Annotated in this window: 18 protein-coding genes; 7 read left to right on the top strand and 11 right to left on the bottom strand. The window is 60.6% G+C overall.

All coding sequences use genetic code 11. From position 1 onward, the window contains the following. Nucleotides 1–11: 11 nt before the first annotated feature. Nucleotides 12–1,763 carry a bifunctional isocitrate dehydrogenase kinase/phosphatase gene (aceK, locus tag BM155_RS09455; protein ID WP_067155371.1) on the bottom strand — a complete coding sequence of 584 codons (1,752 nt, stop codon included), beginning with the start codon at nt 1,761–1,763 and terminating at the stop codon, nt 12–14. Nucleotides 1,764–2,057: 294 nt separating this feature from the next. On the opposite strand from aceK, the gene BM155_RS09460 reads away from it, so the two are divergent. Beyond that, a complete protein-coding gene (locus tag BM155_RS09460; RefSeq protein WP_067155368.1) occupies nt 2,058–3,761 on the top strand; it encodes a cation:proton antiporter domain-containing protein in 1,704 nt (567 codons plus the stop codon). 46 nt (nt 3,762–3,807) lie between these two features. Here the strand turns inward: BM155_RS09460 and pstS are convergent, their stop codons facing one another. Beyond that, nucleotides 3,808–4,875, bottom strand: coding sequence for a phosphate ABC transporter substrate-binding protein PstS (gene pstS / locus BM155_RS09465; RefSeq protein WP_074902794.1), 1,068 nt, complete (start codon nt 4,873–4,875; stop codon nt 3,808–3,810). Between the two features lie 144 nt (nt 4,876–5,019). Continuing rightward, the gene (locus tag BM155_RS09470; protein WP_074902797.1) at nt 5,020–6,948 is read right to left on the bottom strand and encodes a PhoX family protein; all 1,929 of its coding nucleotides are present in this window, start codon (nt 6,946–6,948) and stop codon (nt 5,020–5,022) included. 416 nt (nt 6,949–7,364) lie between these two features. Here BM155_RS09470 and BM155_RS09475 point away from each other — a divergent pair, with 416 nt between their 5' ends. Both BM155_RS09475 and BM155_RS09480 read left to right on the top strand, forming a co-directional pair. Then, nucleotides 7,365–9,971 (top strand): TonB-dependent receptor, encoded by a 2,607-nt coding sequence (locus BM155_RS09475; protein WP_074902799.1) that lies wholly within the window; start codon nt 7,365–7,367, stop codon nt 9,969–9,971. Between the two features lie 199 nt (nt 9,972–10,170). Continuing rightward, nucleotides 10,171–12,000: a phytase gene (locus BM155_RS09480; protein WP_139223213.1), complete on the top strand. Its 1,830-nt coding sequence runs from the start codon at nt 10,171–10,173 to the stop codon at nt 11,998–12,000. 2 nt (nt 12,001–12,002) lie between these two features. Here the strand turns inward: BM155_RS09480 and BM155_RS09485 are convergent, their stop codons facing one another. Next, a complete protein-coding gene (locus tag BM155_RS09485; RefSeq protein ID WP_074902801.1) occupies nt 12,003–12,869 on the bottom strand; it encodes a LysR family transcriptional regulator in 867 nt (288 codons plus the stop codon). Between the two features lie 93 nt (nt 12,870–12,962). Here BM155_RS09485 and BM155_RS09490 point away from each other — a divergent pair, with 93 nt between their 5' ends. After that, a complete protein-coding gene (locus BM155_RS09490) occupies nt 12,963–13,934 on the top strand; it encodes a YeiH family protein (protein ID WP_067155350.1) in 972 nt (323 codons plus the stop codon). A gap of 4 nt (nt 13,935–13,938) precedes the next feature. Here BM155_RS09490 and BM155_RS09495 read toward each other — a convergent pair whose 3' ends face one another. The 3 genes from BM155_RS09495 to BM155_RS09505 form a co-directional block, all read right to left on the bottom strand. Further along, nucleotides 13,939–14,649, bottom strand: a complete 711-nt coding sequence (locus BM155_RS09495) for an outer membrane beta-barrel protein (RefSeq protein WP_067155347.1) — start codon at nt 14,647–14,649, stop codon at nt 13,939–13,941. Nucleotides 14,650–14,747: 98 nt separating this feature from the next. After that, nucleotides 14,748–15,296, bottom strand: a complete 549-nt coding sequence (locus BM155_RS09500) for a replication protein P (protein ID WP_231902387.1) — start codon at nt 15,294–15,296, stop codon at nt 14,748–14,750. Between the two features lie 16 nt (nt 15,297–15,312). Next, complete coding sequence (locus BM155_RS09505) at nt 15,313–16,620, bottom strand: DnaT-like ssDNA-binding domain-containing protein (protein WP_074902805.1); 1,308 nt, start codon at nt 16,618–16,620, stop codon at nt 15,313–15,315. A gap of 269 nt (nt 16,621–16,889) precedes the next feature. On the opposite strand from BM155_RS09505, the gene BM155_RS09510 reads away from it, so the two are divergent. Beyond that, nucleotides 16,890–19,136 (top strand): heavy metal translocating P-type ATPase, encoded by a 2,247-nt coding sequence (locus tag BM155_RS09510; protein WP_074903002.1) that lies wholly within the window; start codon nt 16,890–16,892, stop codon nt 19,134–19,136. Further along, nucleotides 19,133–19,495, top strand: a complete 363-nt coding sequence (locus BM155_RS09515) for a cupredoxin domain-containing protein (protein WP_067155337.1) — start codon at nt 19,133–19,135, stop codon at nt 19,493–19,495. The genes BM155_RS09510 and BM155_RS09515 overlap by 4 nt, the downstream gene beginning before the upstream one ends. Nucleotides 19,496–19,816: 321 nt before the next feature. Here the strand turns inward: BM155_RS09515 and BM155_RS09520 are convergent, their stop codons facing one another. The 4 genes from BM155_RS09520 to BM155_RS09535 all read right to left on the bottom strand — a co-directional run bounded on the left by BM155_RS09520 (nt 19,817) and on the right by BM155_RS09535 (nt 23,391). Then, nucleotides 19,817–20,551, bottom strand: a complete 735-nt coding sequence (locus BM155_RS09520; protein ID WP_074902806.1) for a copper resistance protein B — start codon at nt 20,549–20,551, stop codon at nt 19,817–19,819. A 12-nt stretch (nt 20,552–20,563) separates the two neighbouring features. Then, a complete protein-coding gene (locus BM155_RS09525; protein ID WP_074902808.1) occupies nt 20,564–22,456 on the bottom strand; it encodes a copper resistance system multicopper oxidase in 1,893 nt (630 codons plus the stop codon). 9 nt (nt 22,457–22,465) lie between these two features. Next, nucleotides 22,466–22,945, bottom strand: coding sequence for a DUF411 domain-containing protein (locus BM155_RS09530; protein ID WP_074902810.1), 480 nt, complete (start codon nt 22,943–22,945; stop codon nt 22,466–22,468). A 95-nt stretch (nt 22,946–23,040) separates the two neighbouring features. Then, nucleotides 23,041–23,391, bottom strand: coding sequence for a hypothetical protein (locus tag BM155_RS09535; RefSeq protein WP_074902812.1), 351 nt, complete (start codon nt 23,389–23,391; stop codon nt 23,041–23,043). Nucleotides 23,392–23,511: 120 nt separating this feature from the next. On the opposite strand from BM155_RS09535, the gene BM155_RS09540 reads away from it, so the two are divergent. After that, on the top strand, nt 23,512–24,069 hold the full coding sequence (locus tag BM155_RS09540; RefSeq protein WP_254773165.1) for a L,D-transpeptidase: 558 nt from the start codon (nt 23,512–23,514) through the stop codon (nt 24,067–24,069). Nucleotides 24,070–24,282 lie beyond the last annotated feature (213 nt).

Here is a 24,282-nt window from a genome sequence, read left to right on the forward strand (position 1 = left end):
GTTCGATGCGGTCACTTCTGGAGCGCGCCGGAGCCACTGCGCTTAAAACGCCATTTGCGCCGGTAGGGGAAGGCGCTTTCGATGTGGCCGGCGCGGATGCGCTCCTGCAGCCGCTGCCAATAGCGGTAGTCGTAGAGGTCGCTGTGCTGTTCCTCGAACGCCTTGCGTGCCTCCGGGTTTCCTGAGAAGAACAGGCGGAACTCTTCCGGGAAGACGTCCATTTCATCCACTGTGTACCAGGGCTTGTCAGACAGCTCCTGCTCCGCGGTCTGGGGCTCGGGAATCTTGCGGAAGTTGCATTCGGTCAGCGGGCAGAGTTCGTCGTAGTCGTAGAAAACCACGCGGCCGTGGCGGGTGACGCCGAAGTTTTTCAGCAGCATATCACCGGGGAAGATATTGGCGGCCGCCAATTGTTTGATGGCGTTGCCGTATTCTTCCATGGCTTCGCGCACCTCTTCTGCGCTGGCGCCCTGTAAATAGAGGTTGAGCGGTTCCATGCGCCGTTCGACGTAGAGGTGCTTGATGATCACCCACTTGTCGTCGATATGCAGCTTAGACGGGGCCAGCTGCTTTAGTTCTTCCAGCAGTTCATCGCTGAAGCGGTTGCGATAGAAAATAAAATTGGTGTATTCCTGGGTGTCCGCCATGCGGCCCACCCGGTCGGAGCGGGATACGAATTTGTATTTTTCCTTCACGATTTCTTCGGTGACGGTTTTCGGACGGTCGAATTTGTCCTTGATCACCTTGAACACCACAGGGTAAGAGGGCAGGGTGAAGACGCTCATCACCATCCCTTTGATACCAGGGGCTATCACAAACTTGTCGTTGCTTACTTTCATATGCGCCAGCACGTGGCGGTAGAACTCTGTTTTGCCGTGTTTGTGGAAGCCGATAGAGTTGTACAGCTCCGAGCGCTCTTTGAGCGGCATGATCGTGGATAGGAAACGTACAAAACGCGACGGAATCGGCGCATCTACCATAAAGTAGGAGCGGGTGAAGCTAAACACGATACTGGCGGCATCTTGGTTGTAGAGTACTGTGTCTACAAAAATACCGCCGCGGCCGTTGTTCAGGCAGGGCAAAATCAGCGGTACTACCTCGCCGCCGAACATCATGCGGCCGACTAGGTAGGCTGCCTTGTTGCGGTAGAAGACAGACTCGAGCATATCCACCCGCAGCTGTTTTTCGTTTTCCAGGCCCGAGAGGGGGGCCTTGCGCAGGGCGGCACAGATATTTTTGATATCCCGCTGCTGGTTTTCCCAGGGCACTGAAAAGCCGTAGTCGTTGAGAATATCTTCGATCATATACTCCAGGCCGTCGCGGCCGCTGTAGCTGATGTAGATGCTGTAGTCGCGCAGTGGCTTGTCGTCTGGGGCGCGGGAGGGTTTAACGAAGATGTAATTATCGTGGATATTGTCGTGCTGAAACTGGCTGCAAAACACTGAGTTGAAAAAGGTTTCGGCAATTTCGTAGTTGCTGTGGTTGGCGATCAGCTGTGCGTAGGCGGCGCGGGCCTCTCGCCACAAATCCAGTTGGCCGGTGTCTTTGCTGGTGACCGAGTGAACCAGCTTCAGCACTTGGTTGACCTTGGTTTTGTAGAGATCTATGCGCTCGCGATTGGCTTGGTGTACCTCGTGCCACGCGGCGCGTTCAAAGCGTGCCTTGGCGCCGAGAGTGATGTTCTGGAAATCGGCGAAGTAGGCGTCGAAGCCGTTGAGGATGGTCTTGGCGATGCGGCGCGTTGTCGGTGAGTGATTGGTCATGCACTAGACTTTTGGCTGAAAGTGGGATTGCTCCTTCAGGGACAGCCTGCGGTCGCATTCAGTGCTTGGTGCGTGGACGCGGCCCTTCCGGCTGCGGGATTTGTCGATAGTAGCACGCCGCACCGGTGTATCACCTGGGCGATTGGATCAGATGTTTTGTCATTTTCGCAGGGTCTACCCGGTGTGTCGCCGCCATTTATCAAATTAGCCTGTGTGCATGACAGATTTGCCGCCTTTGCGGCCGTGTAAAACAGGTAAAATGGTTTTTTTGGCTGCCTGAAGGAAGAGAGCACTTTGCATCACGATATCACTTTGATCACCACGCTTTCCGCTGCCCTGGGACTCGCACTATTGCTCGGTTTTGCCGCTGTTCGCCTGCATCTGCCGGCGCTGGTCGGCTACCTGATCGCCGGTATTTTGATTGGCCCGGCAACACCGGGATTTGTCGCGGATATAGAGCTTTCGCAACAGCTGGCGGAGATCGGAGTGATATTGATCATGTTCGGTGTCGGCCTGCACTTTTCCATCGAGGACCTGATGTCGGTGCGGCGTATTGCCATTATCGGCGCACTGGCGCAGATTGCGGTGGCGACCGCGCTGGGGGCCGCGGTTGCCAGTTACTGGGGCTGGCCGCCGGGTGCTGCCGTGGTTTTTGGTCTGTCACTGTCGGTGGCCAGTACCGTGGTTTTGCTGCGCGCACTGGAGGCCCGCGGCCTGCTCGACTCCATCAACGGCCGCATCGCCGTAGGCTGGCTGGTTGTCGAGGACCTGGTGATGGTGCTGGTGCTGGTGGTGCTGCCGCCACTGGCGGGCTGGCTGGGTGGCGGCGGTGCCGATGTCGGCGAGGGCGACCTGTCGACCACGGTGCTCTGGACCCTGGTGAAAGTGACCGTCTTCGTGCTGCTGATGTTGGTGGTGGGGCGCAGGCTTTTCCCCTGGTTTCTGTGGCGAATTGCTCGCACTGGCTCCCGTGAGCTGTTCACTCTTTGCGTGATCGTATTCGCCATGGGGATAGCCTACAGCGCAGCGGAGGTTTTCGGTGTCTCCTTCGCCCTCGGTGCCTTCTTTGCAGGCAGTGTTCTGCGCGGTTCGTCACTCAGCCACCGCGCCGCGGATGAGTCACTGCCCCTGCGCGATGCCTTTGCCGTGCTCTTTTTTGTGTCGGTGGGCATGCTGTTCGATCCGGGGATGTTGCTCGAAGAGCCGCTGCGGGTTCTGGCTGTGCTGGCGATTATTATGCTGGGCAAGACCCTGGCCGCTTTTATCCTGGTATTGCTGTTCCGCTACCCGCTCAATACCGCGCTCACGGTGTCCGCGAGCCTTGCCCAGATTGGCGAATTCTCATTTATTCTCGCCGGCTTGGGGGCGTCCCTGAATCTGCTGACGGCGGATGCCCAGAATCTCATTCTCGCCGGAGCGCTCCTTTCTATCGCCCTCAATCCGCTGCTGTTTAACGCGGTGGAGCCATTGCAGCGCTGGATTCGCTCCCGTTCCCGCTTGGCGCGGGTGATGGAAAGATCGGCGGACCCCCTGGCGGAACTGCCGGCGACGGTGAGCTCGAAGTCGGTGACCGGCCACGCGCTGCTGGTGGGGTACGGGCGTATAGGCCAGAGAATTTGCGACGACTTGATCGAAAACGGCATCTCGCTGGTGGTGGCCGAGCAGAACCGGGAGATTGTGGAGAGTCTGCGCAGCCGCGGTATCCCGGCGGTTTCCGGGGATGCGGCGGAGCCGGAGGTGCTGATCCAGGCCCATGTGGCGCGGGCGCGGATACTCGTTATTACCACTCCCGATGCCGTGCGTGTGCGAAAAATGATAGAGACCGCCCGCATCCTGAACCCGGCGATCGAGATTGCCGTGCGCGCGTACAGCGACGAGGATGCGATGTTGTTGCGTAGAGAGCAGGTCGGCAATGTGCTGATGGGGGAGCGCGAGCTCGCTCTCGGCATGAGCCGGTGTGTCAAGGAGAGTTTTGGGGAAGCGGCGCGGGAAGGTTAAGAAAGCGCATTAATCAGAGGCTTTCCCGTGAGGGAGAAGGCAGTATTCAGCGGATAAAGCCGACAGTTTCCCGCGCTTGCTGCCTGAGTTCCTGTGGCAGCGGGATAAAGCCCAGCTCTCTGGCTTGCTGCTGTGCCTCATCGCTGAGTATGTAGATCACTAGTTTGCGCAGGGCCGCCGCTTTAGCGCTGTCCTGCCGGGCGTAGAGCAGCAGCCAGCTGAGGCCGATGACGGGATAGGCCGACTCTCCGTCTGGATCGGGAATATCGGCTACCAGGTTGGGAGCACCGCTGACCGGCAGCCTGTCCCGCGGAAACTCTACTTCTGATAGCGCCGCCGCACTTGCTTGTGGGCCGGGGGCAACATAGCTGCCAGACTTGTTCTGCAGCCGCGCCACCGGCAGAGCCAGCAGTTTGGAGAAACTGTATTCCACGTAGCCGATGGCGCCGGGGGTGTGTTTCACTCGTGTGGCGACGCCCTGGTTGCCGGGTGTGGCGATGAAGCGGGCGGCACCGGGCCAGCGGGGTTGGCGGCTTCTGCCGATGCCCTTCTCGAAAGCCGCGCTGATCGCACACAGGTGGTTGGTGAGTATGTCTGTGGTACCGGAGGGGTCCGATCGGGTCACGACGGTGATGGACATGTCCGGCAACTCGATACCGGGATTGGCTGCGGCGATTTTCGGGTGATTCCAGTTGGTGATTTCGCCGAGAAAAATTGCCGGGTACACATCCCGCGGCAATCGCAACCCATCTACGCCTTTCAGGTTATAGGTCAGCGCTACCTGTTCGGCGGCCAGGGGCAGCAGCACCACGCCCTGCTCGATTGCGGCGATTTCTTCCGCCGTCAGCGGCGTACCGGAAGCGGCGAAGTCTACGGCACCGTGGAGAAAATCCTGAATGCCTCCGCCGCTGCCCTTGTCCTGGTATAGCACTTTCACGTTCCCGTGTTTGCGCGAGAAATCCTTGAACCAGTTCGTGTAGATGGGGTAGGGGAAACTGGCGCCCGAGCCCTTGAGCTGGAGTTGTTCTTCGGCCGCACGGGCGGAGAACAGAAAAAGCATCAGGACTACTGCCGCGAGGCAGCCGTAGATAGTAGTGGTGCGCCGGAACTTCATGGAGATTCCCCAGAAACGGTTCCTTTGAGTCTAGACGACCGCAGTAATTGCCCCTGGGGGCGGAATTCGCTCCATGGTAGTAACGACCACTTGTGCGCGCACCGGGGTTAGCGGCAGCACCCGTGTGAATGAAACGGAAGCGCCTTAACTTCCGATCACCCTGCCGTCCTTGCGGTAGATGGCCAGCACTGACGGCCGCGGCGGCAGCGCCGGGTCCCCGTCCGGCCAGCGGTGCATGGGATGGTCGAAGGTGGAAGAGCCACCGTCTGCCGGGTGCTGCACGGCGACGAATAGGGTGGTGCCATCCGGCGTGAATTCCGGCCCGCACACTTCGGCGCCGCGGGGGCAACCGAAGAAGTGTTTTGGGGCCGCGCGCATTTCCCCTTCTGTGGCCATGGCCCAAAGGCCGTCGTGGAAGCCAAATCGCTCGCAGCCGTCGGTGGCGATCCACATATTGCCCTTGGGATCGAAGGCGACGTTGTCGGGATTGGCGAACCAGCCGTGGGTGGAAATGGCGCCGGGTGATTGCTGGCCGTAGGCGCCCCGCTCATTGGGATCTTCTGCATTGGGGTTGCCGCCGAGCAGGAAGGTGTTCCATTTGAAGCGGTTACTGCTGTGGTCGCGCCGGCCTTTCTTGCCCGGCGGTACGATTTCCAGGACGTGGCCCGCAACATTGCGCGGACGCGGGTTGGCAGCGTCGATATCTCCGTGTTTGCGTTTTTTGTTTTTGGTCAGCATCACATAGGTGCAGTCGTTGACCGGATTGGTTTCCACATCTTCTGGGCGGTCCATCGGTGTGGCCCCGAGCAGGGCGGCGGCGCGGCGCGTATCTATCAGCACATCTGCCTGGTTGCGGAAGCCGTTTTCCGGCGTCAGCGGACCCTGGCCAAATAGCAGCGGCAGCCAGCGGCCGCTGCCGTCGGCGTCGAAGCGGGCCGCGTAGAGGGTGCCTTCGGTGAGGAGCTGGCGGTTTTGGGTGTGGTCACCGGGCCGATAAATGCCGTTGCTGACAAAGCGGTAGACAAACTGGTGTTCGTCGTCGTCGCCGCCATAGGCGACAACCGGCGCACCCGGTTTGCACACCAGGGTAAACCCCTCGTGCTGGAAGCGGCCGAGACCGGTGAGCTTACGCGGGCGGGAGGAGGGGTCATAGGGGTCGTATTCCACCATCCAGCCGAAGCGGTTGGGCTCGTTCGACTCCACAGAAATGTCGAAACGGCGGTCGTACTCGCCCCAGTTGCGGTTGTGCGGTGATATGCCGAAGGCGTGGTGATTGCGCGCCTCCACGGGGTCGGCGACAGCGTCCGGGTCCCCCTGGAAGGCGCCGCCGAAGCCTTCCTCGGCGATCAACACGGTGCCCCAGGGTGTTTTGCCGCCGGCGCAGTTGCCGACCGTGCCCAACACCCGTTTGCCGGAGCTGTCGGCCCCGGTGCACAGGCGGCGGTCTCCAGCTGCCGGCCCGACGATCTCCATACCGGTGTTCAGGGTGATGCGGCGGTTGTAGGGGCTGTCCAACACCGGCCGCCAGCCATTGTCTGTTTTTGCGATTTCCACCACCGAGTGACCGCAGGCGGCCTGCTCCACGGCCACATGCTGCGCGCTGACGCCGCGGGTGGCGCTGTGTTCATCGTTGTAGCCGGAAAACATCAGGTGCGGTTGGGTGTACTCGTGATTGACGCACAGCAGACCGCGAGTACTGTTGCGGCTCTTGCAGTGGCGCTCCCCCTCGCCTGGACCCGCCCCCGGGTCCAGGGGCATAAAGGCGATGAAATCGTTGTTGTAGCCGAAGCGCCGCTCTTGTTCGCGCGGCGTCAGGGCTCGGGGATCAAAGGGCGTGGCGCCGGGGACAAGCGGATCTCCCCAACGCAGCAGCAGATCGGCGTTGTAGCCGACGGGCAAATGATGCCGGTCATCCAGGGCGTGGGGGATTTCCGCAAAGCTCAGGTTAGCGGCGCCGCTATCGCGTTTTTTTCCGCAGCTCGGCAACAGGCCGACCGTGGCGCCGACAGCTGTTGCGGCACCCAGTGCCTTGAACAGGGCGCGGCGGGTGGGATTTTTCGGTTCCTTGCTCATGAGTCACTCCGGGAGCGCGGGGCTGTGTCCTTGAATAAAAATTTTCAGCGCCCCTGATGAATTCGTATGGGCGCGCTGTTGATACCGGAGCGCTCAGGCAAGGAGGTATACATCTGGCCGCGGGGTTCCTTTTCCGCAGGGAGGCGAAATCATCGGAGGCTCCGTAATCAGAGAAAAATACCCTAAACGCAAGTTGTGACATTTATGTAACGCAAGCTTCACACCGCGCCGTTAGTCTGCGCCCATTCCACAGCAATCACCAATAAAGGAATCTCAGCTTCATTTCCCTCAGAGCCTTGTCGGGCAGCGGCGTAGCTCGGTGCCTCGAGCGCGAATCAATCTGCGGTTTTTGTAAGGCTCAGGCGCGAATGAATCCAGGGGTTCCCAAACGCCAACAATGGGGGAATGGGTATCTCATGAATAGCAAAATAATTCACGCGCGTTTGATGAATGTGCCTTTGGCGGCCATTGCCGCGGCGATCATTTCCTTTAACGCCGTTGCCGAGCAGAACCAGACGCTCGAAACCGTTACGGTAACCGCCCAGGCCGCCAATGCCAGCAGCGATATTGAGCGCCAGCGCAACTCGAACAAGATGGTGGCGGTCCAGACCTCGGAAGCGATCGGCGAGTTGCCGGATGCCAATGTCACCGAGGCGCTCCAGCGTATGCCGGGCGTGTTTATCGTGCGCGATCAGGGCGAGGGGCGATTTGTCGGTGTGCGCGGTATCGATCCCAACCTGAACGCATCCACCATCAACGGCGTAAGCCTACCGGCGCCGGAGACCGACAGCCGCGCGGTGGCCATGGACGTGATTCCATCCGACCTGCTTTCCAGCCTGGAAGTGTTTAAAACGCTCACGCCGGATATGAGCGCCGACTCCATCGGCGGTGCCATTGAAATCAAAAGCCTGAGCGCGCTCGACCGCGATGGCCGCCACTTCAAGCTGAGCGTTGAAAACAGCTACAGCGAATTGCAGGAGGAAAACAGCCCCAAGCTGGCGGGCACCTTCACCGATAGATTCGAGCTGGATGGCGGCCGCGAGTTGGGCGTCGCCATCGTCGCCAGTCACCAGGCGCGCAATTTCGGCTCGGAAAATATTGAAACCGACGGCATCTGGGAAAAACTCACCGCGGTGGATGGCAGTGAAGCCTTCGGCGCGGTGGAAATCGAACAGCGGGATTACACCATTACCCGCGAGCGCACCGGGCTCGCCGCCAATTTCGACTTGCGCCTGTCCGAGAGCAGCCAGTTATACCTGCACACCCTCTACTCCGATTTTTCCGACGAAGAGGAGCGCCAGCGCAACTCCTGGAAACTGGATGAAGAAAATGACGATCCCGCCAGCATCAGTGCCAGCGGCGCGGTCTGGGAAGACGCCGCGTTGGAAAAATCCCTGAAGGATCGTCTCGAAGAGCAGGAAATTCTATCTGTGGTATTTGGCGGCGAGCACCAGCTAGACCAGTGGGGCATCGAATATGCCTTGGGCTACTCTCAGGCGGAGGAAGCCGAGCCGCACCGGCGCGATACGGACTTCGTTCAGGAAGGCCTACTGCTCGGTTACACCAGTGCCGGCGAAAAGCCGCAAATGGCGGTCGGCGCCGATGACTTGGAAGCGGCTCTGACCGCGGCCAATTACGCGCTGGATGAATTGGTGATCGAGGACAACTTTACCGAAGATGAGGAAATCAGCTTCCGCCTCGATTTCAGCCGTGAGATCCAGCTGGCGGGTAAGCCTTCGGAACTGAAGTTCGGCCTGCACGAGCGCCGCCGTGAAAAATCCGGCGACCTGAACGCCACCGTCTACGACGGCTTCGGCGCCGATTACACACTGGCCGACTTTGCAATGGGACAGGTCGACTATGATCTCGCCGCCTTCGGCCCCGGTATCAACAAGGGGGCGCTGAACCGTTTTATCGATGCCAACCTGTCCAGCTTCGAAGTGGACGAAGCCGAAACCGCCCTCGGTTCCGCCCGCGACTATGTGATGAGCGAAGACATCTCCGCCGTCTACGTGATGAACACCATCGAGCTGGAGCGGGCGCAGCTGGTCTACGGTGTGCGCTATGAAGCGACGGATTTTAGCGCCGATGGTTACCGGGTGATTGAGTCAGAGGAGGCGGTGCCCGGTGCCGAAGAGGTGGCCGAGGATGTCTACGTCAGTCCTGTGCACTATCAACGCGATTACAGCAATCTCTTCCCGAGCGTCAATTTAAAGTACGATTTCAGTGACAACATCGTACTGCGCGCGGCTTACACAGAGTCACTTTCCCGCCCTTCTTTCGGTTATCTGAACCCATCACCGGCAGCGGTTGAGTACGATGAGGGCGAGCTGGAGGTCGAAGCGGGCAACCCGGCGCTGGACCCCTACGAAGCGCGCAATCTGGACTTTTCCGCCGAGTACTACGCCGACAGATTGGGTATGTTTTCGGTGAGCTTTTTCCATAAGCGCATCGACAACTTTATCGTGGTCGCGGATGTGGCGGGCGTGGTGGATGTTGCCGACTATGTGGGCAGCCTGCCGGTGGACGATGCGGAAATTCTGCAACCGGTCAACGGCGACACCGCCACCCTCACCGGTGCCGAACTGGCCTGGACCCAGGGCTTCGACAATGGCCTGCTGCTGCGCGCCAACGCCACCTTTACCGATTCCGAGGCCAGCCTGGGGCTGGGGCCGGACGCGGAGCGCAGCGACGATATCTCGCTGCCGAATCAGGCGGATTTAGTGGGCAATTTCATCATCGGCTACGAGCGCGACGCTTTCAGCCTGCGTCTGTCCACTACTTTCCGGGGAGAGCGGCTGTTGGAAGTCAATATGGAAGACGCGGGCGGCGACCGCTACGAGGACGACCATATGCAGGTGGACCTGTCGGCCAAGTACCGGTTCGAAAACGGCCTGCAGCTCACCTTCAGCGGCGTAAACCTGACCGACGAGCCTTTATTCGTGCACAACGCCGGCTACAACGGCCAGTACGAAGAATACGGCCCCACTTATGTGCTGGGACTGACCTACAGTACCTTCTGATTGCTGAAAGTCCCTTTTGCTGGATTTGGGTGGAAATGTGCCCCCCTGGCATTTGCTCCGGCCATGCTGTTGGATTTAACAAGCAGTGGAAAAAATGACGCGAAAAAAAATTCTCAAACTGTGTATTGTCGCGGCTCTTTTGGACTTTCTTATTGGGTGCGGAAAAACGACAGAGGTAACAACAAAGCACGTTGGAATATTGAAAGATCCGCAAACACTGTTGCTGCAGGATGTTGCCTCCAGCCAACTGGCGCCGCTGTCGTTGGGGGAAGCAAATTATCTGTTGCTGGCCAGCGAAACCCGCGGACTGGTGCTGATTGGGGAAGACGGCAGCGAGATCGCTGCGCTGGATGGCGGTAGTGTGGAACGCTTTGCGTTGCAGGCGCGCGGCGGGGGCCACTGGTTGGTGGCGGCCTACGACGAGGACAGCGGCAAGATCCAGCTGCGCGGGCTGGAGCCCGACGCCCAGGGCCGGCCCCGTTTTCAGTTTCTCGGGGATATGGCTGTGGACGCGCCCCAGGCCGCGCTCTGCTTTTCCCGCCAGAAGGATCGCATCCATCTGTTTGCCATCGATGAAAGCGGCCTCGGCCGAGAGTATTTGCTTCTTCCGCGGGCGTCGTCCTGGGGGTTCAGTGAAGTGCGCCCTTTGTATTTCGGCGAACAGGTCAGCAGCTGCGCGGTGGATAACGCTCGAGGGAAGCTGCTGGTGGCGCAGCCGCCGCTGGGGATCTGGCGGCTGAATGCCGACGCGGAGCGGGATGAGGCGCGGGAAGTTTTCGTCGCCCCCGACCGGCAGGGCACGGACTTTGGCGGCCTGTGGGTCGACGCTGCCGCCGGCCATCTATGGGTGGCGGCGGAAAGCGGCGTGTGGGCATACGATTTGAGAAGGCCTCTTTCCGAGCCGCTTTTTTCCCGGTCCCTGGATGGTGTGGCGCCGGTATCCGTGGCGGTGGCCGGCGGCAAACTGCTGGCGCAGGAAGAAGAGAGCAACGCGGTGTTGCGCTTTGCCGTGCCGCTGCCGGAACCGGTGGCGGAAATCCAGGCGTTCCGCGGCGCGGTTTCGATGCCACACGTGGCCGCCCGCGCGCAGACAGCGCCGGTCGCCTCCGGTGGCGATGCCGCCGACGATCCCGCCATCTGGGTCAATCCGCGCAACACCGAAGAGAGTCGTATCCTCGGCACCGATAAAAAGCGCGGCCTCAATGTGTACGATTTAAACGGGAAGCTGCTGCAAGCCCTGCCGGTGGGGCGGGTTAACAATGTGGATTTGCGCCCGCTGGATCACGCCCGTTTTGCCGCCCTGGCCGCTGCCTCCAACCGTACCACGCCGGGGGTCAGTCTGTTCGGTATTACCGCGGATGGCGAGGTGGAAAGCCTGGGACTGCGGGAGATGGATCTCGCCGATCCCTACGGCTTGTGCCTCTCCCGCAAAGACGGGGGCCTGTATGTCTGGATGTCCGACAAGCAGGGCGATCTGCATCTGGCGGAAATTCGCCTGGGGGAAAACCCGCTGCAGTGGCAGCTGCTCCCCCGCGCAAGGTTACCCCTGGCGGGGCTGGTGGAAGGCTGTGTGGCGGACGATGAGCGCGGGCAGTTGTTTTACGCCGAGGAAGATCGCGGAATCTGGCGTCTGGATATCGACGCCTTTGTCGCCGGCGAAGGCCAGCCGCAACTGGTGGCGAGGGTGGACGGCGACAAACTGGTGGATGACATCGAAGGTATGGCGCTTTACCTCAACGGCGACAGCAGCTATTTGGTGGTCTCCAGTCAGGGCAACAACAGCTATGCCCTTTTCAGTCGCGACGGCAGCGAGTTCGTCGGGCGTTTCCGTGTTGATATCAACCCGGAGCTGGGGATTGACGGCGTCTCCGAGACCGACGGTCTGGAAGTGACCAGCGCCGCGCTGGGCGCGGATTATCCACAGGGGGTGCTGGTCGTACAGGACGGGCGCAACCGCTTGCCCAGCGCGGCGCAGAATTTTAAGTTGATTTCCTGGACGGAAATCGCTGACGCGCTGGCGCTGCAGTGACGCTATTCCAACAGTGACAGAAAGGCATTCAGGGTGGTGTCGCGGCGCCTGCCCGGCGGCACCAGCCAGGACAGTTCGCGCTCCAGTTGCAGGGGTGTCGCCAGTTCGACAAATTGACCGGCGGCCACTTCATCGGCGATGGAGAGGGCGGATAGGCAGCCCACACCCAGCCCGGCGAGCACCGACTGCTTGATCGCCTCCTGGCGCGGCAGTGAAAAGGCGATGGTGGGGGTGATGCGGGCCGCGCGCATGGCGGCGTCGAATACCGAGCGGGTGCCGGAGCCGGGTTCGCGCACTATCCAGCGCTGTTGTCCCAGATCTGTGCGCTCGATTCTGCCGCTGCCGGCCAGTGGATGGTCGGCGGCGCAGAAAACACTCAACGTGTCCTTCCGCCACGAGTGCACTTCCAGCGCCGTGTGTCCTGCCGGCCCCTCGATAATCCCCAGGCGGGCGCGCCCCTTTTCCAGCAATTCGATGACTGCCTCACTGTTGCCGATAGTTACCCGCGGTTCTACCTGTGGGTGGCGTCGGCAGAACGCGGCCAGCAGGTGTGGCAGAAGATAACAGCCTATGGTGACGCTGGCGGCCACGTGAAAGTCCCCGCGGACCTGGTCGCCGCAGGGGTCTTCCAGCGTATCTACCAGAGACAGTATCTCCCGTACCCGCGGCAGTATCCGCTGGGTGGAGTCGCTCGGTTCCAGGTTGCGGCCCACCCGGTGAAACAGTGAGTAGCCCAGTGCGCGCTCGAGTTCGCGGATTGCCTGGCTGGCGGCGGATTGGCTGATCGCCTGTTCATCCGCCGCCTCGGTGAGCCGCCCGAGACGGCAGGTGGCCTCCAGAAGGCGAAGCTGACGTAGATTTAAATTCATAAGTAATACTTAATTTTTACATTAATAATATCCATTTTAGTTAAGTGTATGTGGCGGATAAAGTCACCTCGGAAATACGAGGGAGCTTCTGTCATGTGGATACATTTACTGCTGATCACCGGGAGTGCCGTGGCGCTGGCTCAGGTACCGCAGATTGCCGGGCTCGGTCTGTCGGCATTGCCGCTGGCAATCCTGCTGGGGATGCTGTACGGCAATCTCTACCCGACAAAAGGCAACGATGAAGGCGCGGTGAACTGGTGCCAGCGGCGCGCCCTGCGCCTCGGCATTGTGCTCTTCGGGTTCAATCTGAGTCTGCAGCAGGTGGCGGCACTGGGGTGGCAGTTAGTGCTGGTGGATACACTGGTGATCTGTGTTGTGCTCGCGGTGGGCATTGGGGTCGGTATGCGCCTGCTGGGGTTGTCGCGGGAGCTGGCGGTGCTCACTTCGGTGGGTAGTGCGGTCTGCGGCGCGGCGGCCATCGCCGCCGCCGAGCCGGTGGCCCGTGCACGGGAGCAAGACGTGGCGGTGGCGGTGGCAACCGTGGTGTTGTTCGGCACGCTGGCAACCTTTTGCTATCCGCTGATCTATTCACTGTGCGGCTGGGAGGAGTCGGTCTTCGGCATTTATATCGGCAGCACGGTGCACGAGGTGGCGCAGGCGGTGGCTGCGGGCCAGTCCATCGGCGCCGATGCCATGCAGAGTGCCCTGGTGGCGAAGTTGGTACGGGTGATGCTGCTGGCTCCGGTAGTGGTGTTTCTCGGCAGTGTACTGTTTCGCGCACGGGGCGGTGAACGGCGCGGGGCGCCAGCGCCCCTGCCCGGGTTTGTGTTCGGCTTCGCGTTGGCGGTGGGACTCAACAGTGTGCTGGTGCTGCCCCAGGCGCTGCAGACAGTTTTGCAGTTGGCTTCTCAGGGATTGCTGGCGCTGGGGATGGCGGCGCTGGGCGTCAAAGCGCGCTGGCGCAGTATCCGCAGCGCTGGTGCGCGCCCGCTGCTGCTGTCGTCGCTGCTGTTTCTGCTGCTGCTCGGGGGCGGGTTTGTCTTGAATGCTTACTTCTACCGTTGAGCATTCAGAAGTGCATACTCCAGCCGAGGGTGGCGCTTTGTGCATCGAAGTCGCTGCGGAAACTGTCGCTGCCGACTTCGGTAAAGGATTCCCACTCGGCGCGCAGCGTCCATTTGTTACGGTAGCGGTAGTCGATGCCGAACCCATATCCCCAGTGAAAGCCGTTGTCGCTGTCGTAGGCTTTGCCGCTGACTTCCTCCAGCCGCGTCTCCACTTCGTCCTCTGCGACCGGGTAGGCGAATAACAGCTGCCCGGACTGGCGTTCCGATAGCTCGGCGCTCCACAGGCCGCCGCCCAGTTTGCCGAACAGACTGAGCCCCTCGAACAGGGGGCAGTGACCGACGATAAAGGCGTTGAGCAGGTGGGTTTTGATCCTGTCTTCAAACTGTAGGAACTCGCCGTTGGTGGCATCGATGCGGAAGTCCAGGTCGGCTTTTGCCAGCTGCTGGTAGCTGGCTTCCACCGCCATATATGGGGTCCAGCGCCAGCCGGTATAGATTTTCCAGCTGTCGCCCTTCTCACCGCAGGCGCTGGCGCTGGCAGTCTGCCCGGAAGAGTTCAGGTTTCGTACAAATACTGCGGCGCCGTTGCAGAAACCTTGCAATTCCGTATTGCCGTAGCCGATACCGCCGTATTTATGGGAGTAGAAATCGGCCTGTGTTTGGGCACAGGCGACTAGGAAAAATACCGCTAGCAGAACGTTTGGCCGCTTCATGGCGTTACCTGCTTTTGGGTTTTAGACGGGATTTTTACTGCATTTCCAGTGGTTGATGAAGTTTTGCCGGAGCGATTGTGTACAGTTGCTGCGGATCATTAAATATCGAGTTCGGCCCGCAGCTCTGCGAGCTTCTTCGCATTTTCTTCCTTGGATAGGGGTTTCCCGGGTTTTTCTTCCAGTTGTAGCTGTTCGGGCACCGGCAGCTTTTCGCCCTCCAGTACCCGCGCGCAGAGCTTGCGGTAGTGCTCGGCAAATACCGGATAGGCGATCGACTCCGAATTGCTGGCGAGAAAAAACCAGCCGGTCTCGCGCCCGGCGTGGTAGACCGCCGGGTGGCTCCAGTTGTAGTTGGCCCTGGGGCTGGGTGCGTTACAGGCTTCGCGATAGGCGGCGCGGGCGTCGGGCAGGCCGTTTTCTCCGGCGGCGCACAGAGTGAGCATCTTGTGCACTGTAGGCAGGTATTCGCTCTGCAGTATCGCGCGCTTGGCACCGGCCATGATTTCCTGCGGGCTGAAGGCGGCCAGTGCTTCCAGCCACAGGCGTTTGGCGTGGTGCAGGGTTTCGGTGTCCGGGAAGGCGGCGCTGAACTGGTTGTGGTAGTTCAGCTTGAAGAGCGCGAAGACTTCGTTGATGGCGCGCTTCATCTCGTTCAGTTCGGGACTACCAGTCTGTGTCTGTGAGTATGTCGCCGATTGACCGGTCGCGGGTGCGTTGGTTGGTCGGGCGGGTGGTGTCTTGTGGCTTGCCATAAGAATTTCCTATTGCCAGCTTGTTGCGCTCGGCCCACTGGTGGCGAGCGTGACGCACGAAGACGGCGTCCCAGCTTTTGCGCGCGGCACTCTGTCCGCGCCAGTAAAGAATAAATTCAGGCACCAGGGAGAGGGCGAAATCGCGGTCTATTTCACACTGGTTGATCAGGTGGCTCAAGCAGTCTGGGCTCGGCTGCCAGTTCCGCGGCAGGGGCTTGGCCACCGGGTTTTTCTCGATGCCCTGGCAGTAATAGGCCCACTCCTCGCGCGCGTACTGGATAAATTGCTCTCCCCAGCGGGCGCTGTGACCGCCGCGCTCGAGCCATTTGTAGATAAATTCCGGCAGCAGTTCGGCGGCGAAGTCGGGGTTGATCGCCAGGCGCTTGAGCTGTTCCCAGGTGTGCTCGCTGGGTTGCCAGTCGCGGGTCATGGGCTGGGGTTTGCGCTTCTCAATAAAGGGCGCGTCTTGATTTTCCCAGTCTTCCATCACCCAGTCGTTAAATTCCAGGTCCCAGGAGATGGATTGTTTGCCGCTGGAGTGGTGGTAGTCGAGAAAGCGTTGCAGGGCCCGCTGCACAAAGGTGCTCGGTACGCCTTCGTCGGAGAGTTTGCGCAGTGTCTCTTGGCCGGGGCGCCAGTTTTCCGGTAAGGGCTGCTTGCGCTGCGCGGTGGCCCGGTAGGCCTCCCACTTGCTCTTGACCTGTTTAACGAACAGGGAGCCGAAAGAGTGGCGCGGCTCGCCCCGTTCGCGCCAGTAGGTAACGAATTCCGGCAGCTGTTCGCGGGCGAAGTGATCCGGTACGCCCAGCTGGGCGATGCGCGCCATGGTCTCGGCATCCGGCTGCCAGTTGGGGCCTATGGTGTTGGCGTTGCGCTCCGTCGCGGGGGTAAAGCGAGGGTCCGGGCGGGCGGTGCCGAGGGGCAGGGCGAATTTGAGAAGCTCACTGCTGCCGTAGGGCGCGGCGGCCAGCAGAAGGGCGCCTTGGTTGCGGAGGCTGGTGGCCACCCGCTGAATATCCGCCGGCTGCCAGAAGGGGAGAAGCTGGTTGAGCTGTTCTCCGTCCGCCGTGTACCAGTTGTGCCCGGAGCGGTGCTCCAGAGGCAGGAAAGGCAGCAGGTCCCCGAGCGCGGTCAGCAATACTGCTTCCTCCAGGCCGAGGGTGGCGGCCAGAGTAGGGGAGATGCAAAGGGGTCTTTCGGGGAGCAGGGGGTGTTTCATGGCGCGATTCTAGCACTCCTGTGTATCCGCTGCGCGCTCCTCTGGTCCGCTTACAATGGCTCGCCAGCTGCGGGGCAGGTGAGATCCACTGTCGCTGCAAAGTTTTACTTGCCCTGCCCTTGGGGGAAGCTTTTAACTTGCCTGACAACAGAGATCCCTTAGGGAACCCCTGATTAATTCACATATGAGTTTTTTCGGGTTTCAAAACATCTTTACCGCCACGAAGCGACTTAATCAGTGGTTCCTTAGCAATGCTGATGGAGAGTGACATGAAAGAAGGGGCTGGATCCCCGGCGCAGCTGTTCCGCCTGAGGGGGGCTTCCTGCGCCGGCTGCGTCAACAAGATAGAGCGCGCCCTGCAGCAGGTGCCCGGTGTGGCCGAGGCGAGGGTCAATCTGGCGGACAAGACGCTCTCGGTTCGGGGCAGTGTGAGCGCAGATACTTGTATCCGTGCCATAGAAAACGCCGGCTACGGCGCTGAACTGGCAACGGTCAGCGAACGCGAGTTGCGCGAGCAGCAGCGTGCCGCGGACCGGGCGCACTACCGCGATCTGCTGTGGCGCTCTGGGCTGGCGCTGGGGCTGGGTTTGCCGCTGATGATCTGGGGGCTGGTGACCGGTGAGATGTCGGTACACAGTCTGGGGCAGCAGCTGGCCTGGGGGCTGGTGGGGCTGGCCACGCTGGCAGTGCTGGTTTACTGCGGGGGGCACTATTTCACCGGGGCCTGGAAGGCGTTCCGTCACCACAACGCCAGTATGGATACGCTGATTGCGCTGGGCACAGGCACCGCCTGGGCCTTTTCCTCCCTGGTCGTCGTGGCGCCGCAATTGCTGCCGGAAGTGGCGCGGCACGTTTACTTCGAGGCCAGTGCGATGATTATCGGCCTGATCAACCTGGGGCAGGCTTTGGAGCTGCGCGCGCGCGGCAAAACCAGCGCGGCAGTGGAGAAGTTGCTGTCGCTGCAGGAGACCAAGGCGCGCGTATTGCGCGATGGTGAAGATGTGGATGTCCCGGTGGATGCGGTGCAGCCGGGCGACCGCCTGCGAGTACGGCCCGGAGAGAAGATACCTGTGGATGGCAGAGTGGTGGAAGGCGATAGCCTGGTGGACGAGTCCATGCTTTCCGGTGAGCCGTTGCCGGTGCGGAAAACTGCCGGTGATGCCTTGTCCGCCGGTACTTTGAACAAGAACGGCAGCCTGTTATTTGTCGCTGAAAAGGTCGGCGCCGAAACCCGCCTGGCGCAGATTATCGAGATGGTGAAGCGCGCACAGAATTCCCGTGTGCCCATCGCCCGCCTCGCAGACCGCATTGCCGCGGTATTCGTGCCAGTGGTGATGATTGTCGCGGTGCTGGCAGCGCTCGCCTGGTTTAACTGGGGGCCGGAGCCGAAAGTCGCGCATATGCTGGTGGTAGCCACCGCAGTGCTGATAATTGCCTGCCCCTGCGCACTGGGATTGGCCACGCCCATGTCGGTGATGGTGGGCGTGGGCCTGGGCGCCGAGCACGGTGTGCTGGTGCGTAATGGCAAGGCGTTGCAGCAGGCGGGTAAATTGAATGTCCTGGTGGTCGACAAAACGGGCACGCTCACCGAGGGGGCGCCCAGGGTTACCGATCTGCAGGCGGACGGCGATGAGCGGGAGCTGTTGCGTTTGCTGGCGGGCCTTGAGCAGGCGTCCGAGCATCCGCTGGCGGCAGCCATTGTGGCTGCGGCCCGGGAACGCGGAATCAATCCCGGTGAGGTGCAGGATTTCGAGTCCATTACCGCTCACGGTGTTTCCGGTACTGTGGATGGCCGCGCCGTGTTACTCGGCAACGGCAAACTGATGCAGCGCAAAAATATCGATATCGACCGCTGGCGGGAGACCGCGGAAACGCTCGCCGCCCAGGGGCGCACGGTGATGTTCGCGGCCGTAGACGGCGAGGCCGCGGGACTGATCGCAGTGGCGGACCCGCTGCGCGAAGATGCGAAACTGGCGATACAAAGGCTCAAAAAACTCGGCCTGGAAATCCAGATGCTCACCGGTGACAACCGCGCTGCGGCGGAGGCGGTAGCTGCGCAGCTGGGAATCGATCGGGTCTACGCGGATCTGCTGCCGGAGGACAAGGCGCGTATTGTCGGCGACTTGCAGGCCGATCGAAGGCTGGTGGGGATGGTTGGCGACGGCATCAACGACGCCCCGGCGCTGGCGCGGGCCGAAGTGGGCTTCGCCATAGGTGCCGGTACCGATGTGGCCATTGAAACCGGCGATATCACCCTGATGCGCTCCTCGCTGCACGGGGTGGCGGACGCGATCGAGCTGTCGCGGGCGACGCTGCGCAATATCAAGCAAAACCTGTTCGGCGCCTTTATCTATAACACCCTGGGAATTCCCATTGCGGCGGGAGTTCTGTATCCGCTGACCGGCAGTTTGCTGAGCCCGGTGATTGCCGGTGGGGCCATGGCCCTGTCTTCGCTGACGGTGGTCAGCAATGCCAATCGCCTGCGTTTGTTTAAGCCCTCGGAGGTGACCGTATGAGCTTGCTCGTCAATCTGAGTGGACTGGCGCTGATCGCGGCTATTGTCTGGTGGTTTCAGTTGCTGAAGCGCAGCCCGGCTGCCGATAAGGCTGCGGAAGCCGCCGCATTGATAGTAGTTAGAGATGGTATTTATGAGCCGGGGTGCATCCGGGTAGCTGCGGGGAGGGAAACCGAGTTGCGCTTTCTGCGCGAAGACCCCAGCCCCTGCGCCGAATATGTGGTGTTTGCGGATTTGGATATCAGCGCGCAACTGGCTGTCGGGCGTGAGACAGCCGTATCCCTGCCGCCCCTGACGGCAGGGGAGTATGAGTTTACCTGCCAGATGCGTATGTATCGCGGAACTCTGGTGGTGACATAGAGAACCGCTGATGAATTTGCGCGAGCGCTTCAGAAGATTCGGAGGCGGAGTATTTTTAAGGAACCTCTGATTAAGTCACTTTCTGGTGGCAGAGGCGCTTCGGGGGCGGATGTGAAGCTCAGGTGATAGGACGGGCATTTCGAAACCGTCGGATACAGGGATGTATCCGTCGGAGCTACAGGGAAGTACTTGTGCGTTTTCGTAATGTCCATCCTATTGCCTGAGCGCCCCGGAAGCTACCATAGTGTTCACGCGAATTAATCAGGGTTCCTTAAACCTCGCGAGCGAATTCATCAGATGTAAAAACGCTGGTATCCAGTATCAGAACCAGACGCTGAGGCCCATTACCCAGGTGGTTTCTCGGGATTCCCGGCCATCTTCGCGGGCGAAATCGGCGGCGCGGCCGAACTTACGCTCGTGGTGTATGCCGATATAAGGGGCAAACTGGCGCGTGAATTCGTAGCGCAGGCGCAGACCGGCTTCCATTTCCGAGAGGCCCGCGGCGGTTTCGTTGTCCCTGTCGTTCTGGCCATAGAAATCCAGTTCTATTTCCGGGCTCAGTATCAGGCGCTGGGTAAACAGCAGTTCGTACTCGGCGCCGATGCGCATGCCGATATCGCCGCCATCACTTGCGAACAGCGCTGACTCCACTTCAAAAAAATAAGGGGCCAGCCCCTGGAAACCGATTACTCCCCAGTTCTCGCTCGGTCCGTTTCCCAGCCTGAAATCGTGGCGCATTCCTATCTGCAGGTCCCAATAGGGTGCAACCGCGCGGCTGTAGAGTAGTTGCAGCTCGGCGTTTTCGGTGCTGTTCTCCTCGCGATTCAAGTCGCCCTTTAGCCACAGCTTGTCGCGGTCGCCGCCGAAGCGGATATCGCCCCTGAGTGCGCTGCCCTGGTCCCCGCGCGCTTCCAATCGGTCCACGCTGACCGTGGTCAAGAGCGTGTTGTGGTCCATTACATGGTCCGGTGTGAGAGCGCTCTGGTATGCGGGCTCAGCGGCGGCCGTGCTGGAGAGAGCCGCGAGCACGGCATTGCTGATCAATCGCTTTTTCATTGCCTCCCCTCCTTAAACGACGCGTACTTCGCGGAACATGCCGGGCATGTGGTACAGCAGGTGGCAGTGGTAGGCCCAGCGGCCGTAAGCATTGGCAGTCACCAGGTAGCTGATTTGGGAACCCGGTTGCACGAGTACCGTGTGTTTGCGCGGTATGTAGTCCGGCTCTTCTGTTTCCAGTTCACTCCACATACCGTGCAGGTGAATGGGGTGGGTCATCATGGTGTCGTTGACCAGCGTGATACGGATGCGCTCGCCGTAGTTCAGCATCAGCGGCGCTGACTCGTTAAATGGAATGCCATCCATACCCCAGAGGTAACGCTCCATATTGCCGGTAAGGTGGAGTTGGAGTTCCCGCGAGGGCTCGCGTTTGTCGATGGTGGGGGTGAGGTTGCGGATATCGCCGTAGTTCAGTACCCGGCGGCCATAGCGCTGCATGTGGTCTCGCAGTCCTACACCGGGGTCACGCAGGCCGTTCATCGGCTGTTCTGATCGCATATCTACCGTGTAGCGGTATTCGCTCGGCAGGTGCACCACTGGGCTGTGGCTGCCGAAGCCGGCGCGCCCCAGGTTTCCCGTGTACCAGACGCCCTGCATACCGCCCAGTTCCGGGCGGTCGCCGTGTAGGCTGTAGCCACTGGCAGCAGTGTGCCCTGTGTGGTCAGTGCCGCCCATTTGGTGCCGGTTGTGTTCCATACCGTGCCGGGCGTGATCCATGCCGTTCATCGGATGTTGGGTGTGGTTCATATCGCTCGAACCGTGCGCCATACCCATATCGCGGTGGGTGAGTACCGGCGCGTAGTCCATGGCGGGCACCGGCGCAGTCAGGCTCAAGTCTGAGGTCAAGGTGCCGCGGGCGAAGCCGCTGCGGTCGATGGTTTGCGCAAACAGCGTATAGGCGGTGTCCGCCTCGGGTTCGACCACGACATCGTAGGTTTCGGCCACGCCGATACGGAATTCGTCCACGGTGACCGGCTCTATATTCTGGCCGTCGCTGGCGACGACTTTCATTTTCAGGCCGGGGATACGGATATCGAAGATCGACATGGCGGCGGCATTGATAAAGCGCAGGCGGATTTTTTCGCCCCGCTTGAACAATGCTGTCCAATTGTCGTCCGGGGTTTGTCCGTTCATCAGATAGGTGTAGGTGCGGCCGGTTACATCGGAAATGTCGCGGTCCGACATGCGCATCAGGTTCCACATCTCTCGCTCGCGCCAGGTGGCCGCCAGCCCTTTGTCCCGGATCTCCCGCCACAGGTCGCCGGCAGTGCGGCGGCGCAGGTTGTAGTAGTGCCCCTCTTTTTTCAGCTTGGAATAGATATTGTGGGGTGTTTCGTCGCTCCAGTCGGACAGCAACACCACATAGTCTCGGTCATAGGCCACCGGGTCTGGTTCGGCCGGGTCTATCACGATGCTGCCGTAGAGGCCCTGCTGTTCCTGGAAGTCCGAGTGACTGTGATACCAGTAGGTGCCGCTCTGGCTGACCTGGAACTGGTAGCTAAACGTCTCGCCGGGTTTGATGCCGCTGAAACTGAGCCCGGGAACGCCGTCCATATGGCTTGGCAGAATCACGCCGTGCCAGTGAATGGAGGAGTCGTGCGCCAAATGATTGGTGACATTCAGCGTGACTGTGTCCCCCTCCCTCCAGCGCAACACTGGGCCGGGCAGGCTGCCGTTGACGGTCACCGCGGTGCGCTTGCGGCCGGTGAAATTCACCGGCTGATAGCCGATATGCAGGTCGAAGCGGTTGCCGCGCAATGTCTCTAGGGCGCTACCTACTCGCGGTGTGCGTGCCTTGAGCCCGGCGGGCAAGCCCAGCAACGCAGTGCTGGCGGCCACACCGGTAATGAAGGTCCGGCGGCCGGGTGAGAACAGATGCCGCCGGCAGTTCCTGATTTTGTTCATTCTGTTCCCTCAATACTGCTGGTCGGCCGTATTGATTTCGGCGTAGACACTGTGGCTGCCATCGGCATTGATTTGCAGTACCTGGTAAGGCACGAAGCGATCGCCCATTTCCATGCCCGGGCTGCCCGGTGGCATGGCCGGCACCGCCAGACCTTTGGCGCCCTCGGGTGGATTCTGCAGGAAGCGTCGCACCAGTTTGGCGGGGATATGTCCCTCGAATACATAGCCTTCGGGGGACACGCTGGTGTGACAGGATTGGAAACGCGGGTCGATACCGTGACGATTTTTCACCCCGTTGAGGTCGTCGACGTCCATGGCGGTCACGGCAAAGCCATTGTCTCGGGCGTGGTCAATCCACAGTGTGCAGCAACCGCAGCTGGCGGACTTGTACGTGGTCAGCGGAATGTCTTCGACGGCCGGTTTTTTTTCTTCGGCACAAGAGGTCAGAGCCAGCGACAGCAGGCCGGCGGCAAACAGTTTGCGGTACATGATTTCAACTCTTTTCCACAGATGATGGTCGCGCGCTGTTTATGCGCGCGGATTGTCAATCGGCTGGGGAATGCGCCGGGCGCACTGATCCCGCATCAGCTGTGAATCGGGGGACGCAGAGCCGCTTCGGGTTCGGGGGAGGAGCTGAATTCGCGATAGGCGGTGGCCTGGATATTTCCGGCAGGGGCTACTGCTCTGTTGTCACCTGCGGGCAGTGCGCTGGCGCAGTGGCCGGGGCAGCAACCGCAGCTTTGGTCGCAGTTACCGCTGTGCGCTTCGCAATCGCCGTTGGCAGCGGGTGAACAGTGAGACTGTTGATCGCCCTGCATGTCCATCGGCATGGGCATTTTCCCGCTGGCTTCGGCGTCACAGCCCGCCGCCAGCGCCTGGCCGTTGAGGGCCAGTAGCAGTACCAGCAGCAGTGTGCGGGTGAATCGGACGGGCATGGCAGTGACTTTGAAATTAAGGCGGGTGCAGTTTATGAGCTGGTCCCTGTCGGCGCAACTCCAGGGATGTAGGAATGCGGGTTGGGCGACACTATGCTGGCCAGTGCGGGAGGAGTGTTTATGCACCCGATACGGCAGTACAGGCAATATCTCACCGCTCTGGCGATGTGCCTCGCTGGGCTAATGGCGACAGCGGCCAGCGCAGCGCCGGAGAATTGGTTCGACGAGGCGGCCGCGGCCAACAGTTCAGGAGCTGCTTCCATCCGCGTTTCTCTCGGTGAACAGCGGGCCTATTTCTACAAAGGCAAGAAGTTGGTGGGGGTGTCCCGGATTTCCTCCGGCAAGGCCGGCTACAGAACGCCGAAGGGGCATTACAAGGTCAGGGGCAAGAAGCTTAAACACAGGTCCACCCTCTACGGCAGTTATGTGGACAGGAATACCCATCGGGTAGTGCGCGCGGATGTGGATACCCGCAAGCATCGCCGCCCGCCGGGCACCTATTATCGCGGTGCCAAGATGGATTACTTTATCCGTTTCAACGGCGGTATCGGCTTCCACGCATCCGGTAATGTGCCCAGCTATCCCGCCTCCCACGGTTGTGTGCGGATGCCGCGGCATATGGCGCAGAAGTTTTACCGCTATGCGCCGGTGGGTACGCCGGTTATCGTTACCAATTGATGGGATGGGAATTTCGAAAACGCACAGATACTTCCCTGTAGCTCCGCCGGATACGCCCTCGTATCCGCTGGCCTATCACATCACTTGAGCTTCTCTCCCGTCTCCCGGGCTCGGAGTCTCTTTCCTCTTTGGGAGAGAATTAAGGAACCTCTGATTAATTCGCGTGAACTCTTTGGTAGCTTCTGGGGCGCTCAGGTGATAGGAGGGCCATTT

The sequence above is a fragment of the Microbulbifer thermotolerans genome (genome assembly GCF_900112305.1).
Taxonomy (GTDB): domain Bacteria; phylum Pseudomonadota; class Gammaproteobacteria; order Pseudomonadales; family Cellvibrionaceae; genus Microbulbifer; species Microbulbifer thermotolerans.

Coding starts and splice junctions, on each gene's coding strand:
- aceK (WP_067155371.1), bottom strand. CDS start 1,763: ATGACCAATCACTCACCGACAACGCGCCGCATCGCCAAGACCATCCTC.
- pstS (WP_074902794.1), bottom strand. CDS start 4,875: ATGAAGTTCCGGCGCACCACTACTATCTACGGCTGCCTCGCGGCAGTA.
- BM155_RS09470 (WP_074902797.1), bottom strand. CDS start 6,948: ATGAGCAAGGAACCGAAAAATCCCACCCGCCGCGCCCTGTTCAAGGCA.
- BM155_RS09475 (WP_074902799.1), top strand. CDS start 7,365: ATGAATAGCAAAATAATTCACGCGCGTTTGATGAATGTGCCTTTGGCG.
- BM155_RS09485 (WP_074902801.1), bottom strand. CDS start 12,869: ATGAATTTAAATCTACGTCAGCTTCGCCTTCTGGAGGCCACCTGCCGT.
- BM155_RS09490 (WP_067155350.1), top strand. CDS start 12,963: ATGTGGATACATTTACTGCTGATCACCGGGAGTGCCGTGGCGCTGGCT.
- BM155_RS09495 (WP_067155347.1), bottom strand. CDS start 14,649: ATGAAGCGGCCAAACGTTCTGCTAGCGGTATTTTTCCTAGTCGCCTGT.
- BM155_RS09500 (WP_231902387.1), bottom strand. CDS start 15,296: ATGAAGCGCGCCATCAACGAAGTCTTCGCGCTCTTCAAGCTGAACTAC.
- BM155_RS09505 (WP_074902805.1), bottom strand. CDS start 16,620: ATGAAACACCCCCTGCTCCCCGAAAGACCCCTTTGCATCTCCCCTACT.
- BM155_RS09510 (WP_074903002.1), top strand. CDS start 16,890: ATGAAAGAAGGGGCTGGATCCCCGGCGCAGCTGTTCCGCCTGAGGGGG.
- BM155_RS09515 (WP_067155337.1), top strand. CDS start 19,133: ATGAGCTTGCTCGTCAATCTGAGTGGACTGGCGCTGATCGCGGCTATT.
- BM155_RS09520 (WP_074902806.1), bottom strand. CDS start 20,551: ATGAAAAAGCGATTGATCAGCAATGCCGTGCTCGCGGCTCTCTCCAGC.
- BM155_RS09525 (WP_074902808.1), bottom strand. CDS start 22,456: ATGAACAAAATCAGGAACTGCCGGCGGCATCTGTTCTCACCCGGCCGC.
- BM155_RS09530 (WP_074902810.1), bottom strand. CDS start 22,945: ATGTACCGCAAACTGTTTGCCGCCGGCCTGCTGTCGCTGGCTCTGACC.
- BM155_RS09535 (WP_074902812.1), bottom strand. CDS start 23,391: ATGCCCGTCCGATTCACCCGCACACTGCTGCTGGTACTGCTACTGGCC.
- BM155_RS09540 (WP_254773165.1), top strand. CDS start 23,512: ATGCACCCGATACGGCAGTACAGGCAATATCTCACCGCTCTGGCGATG.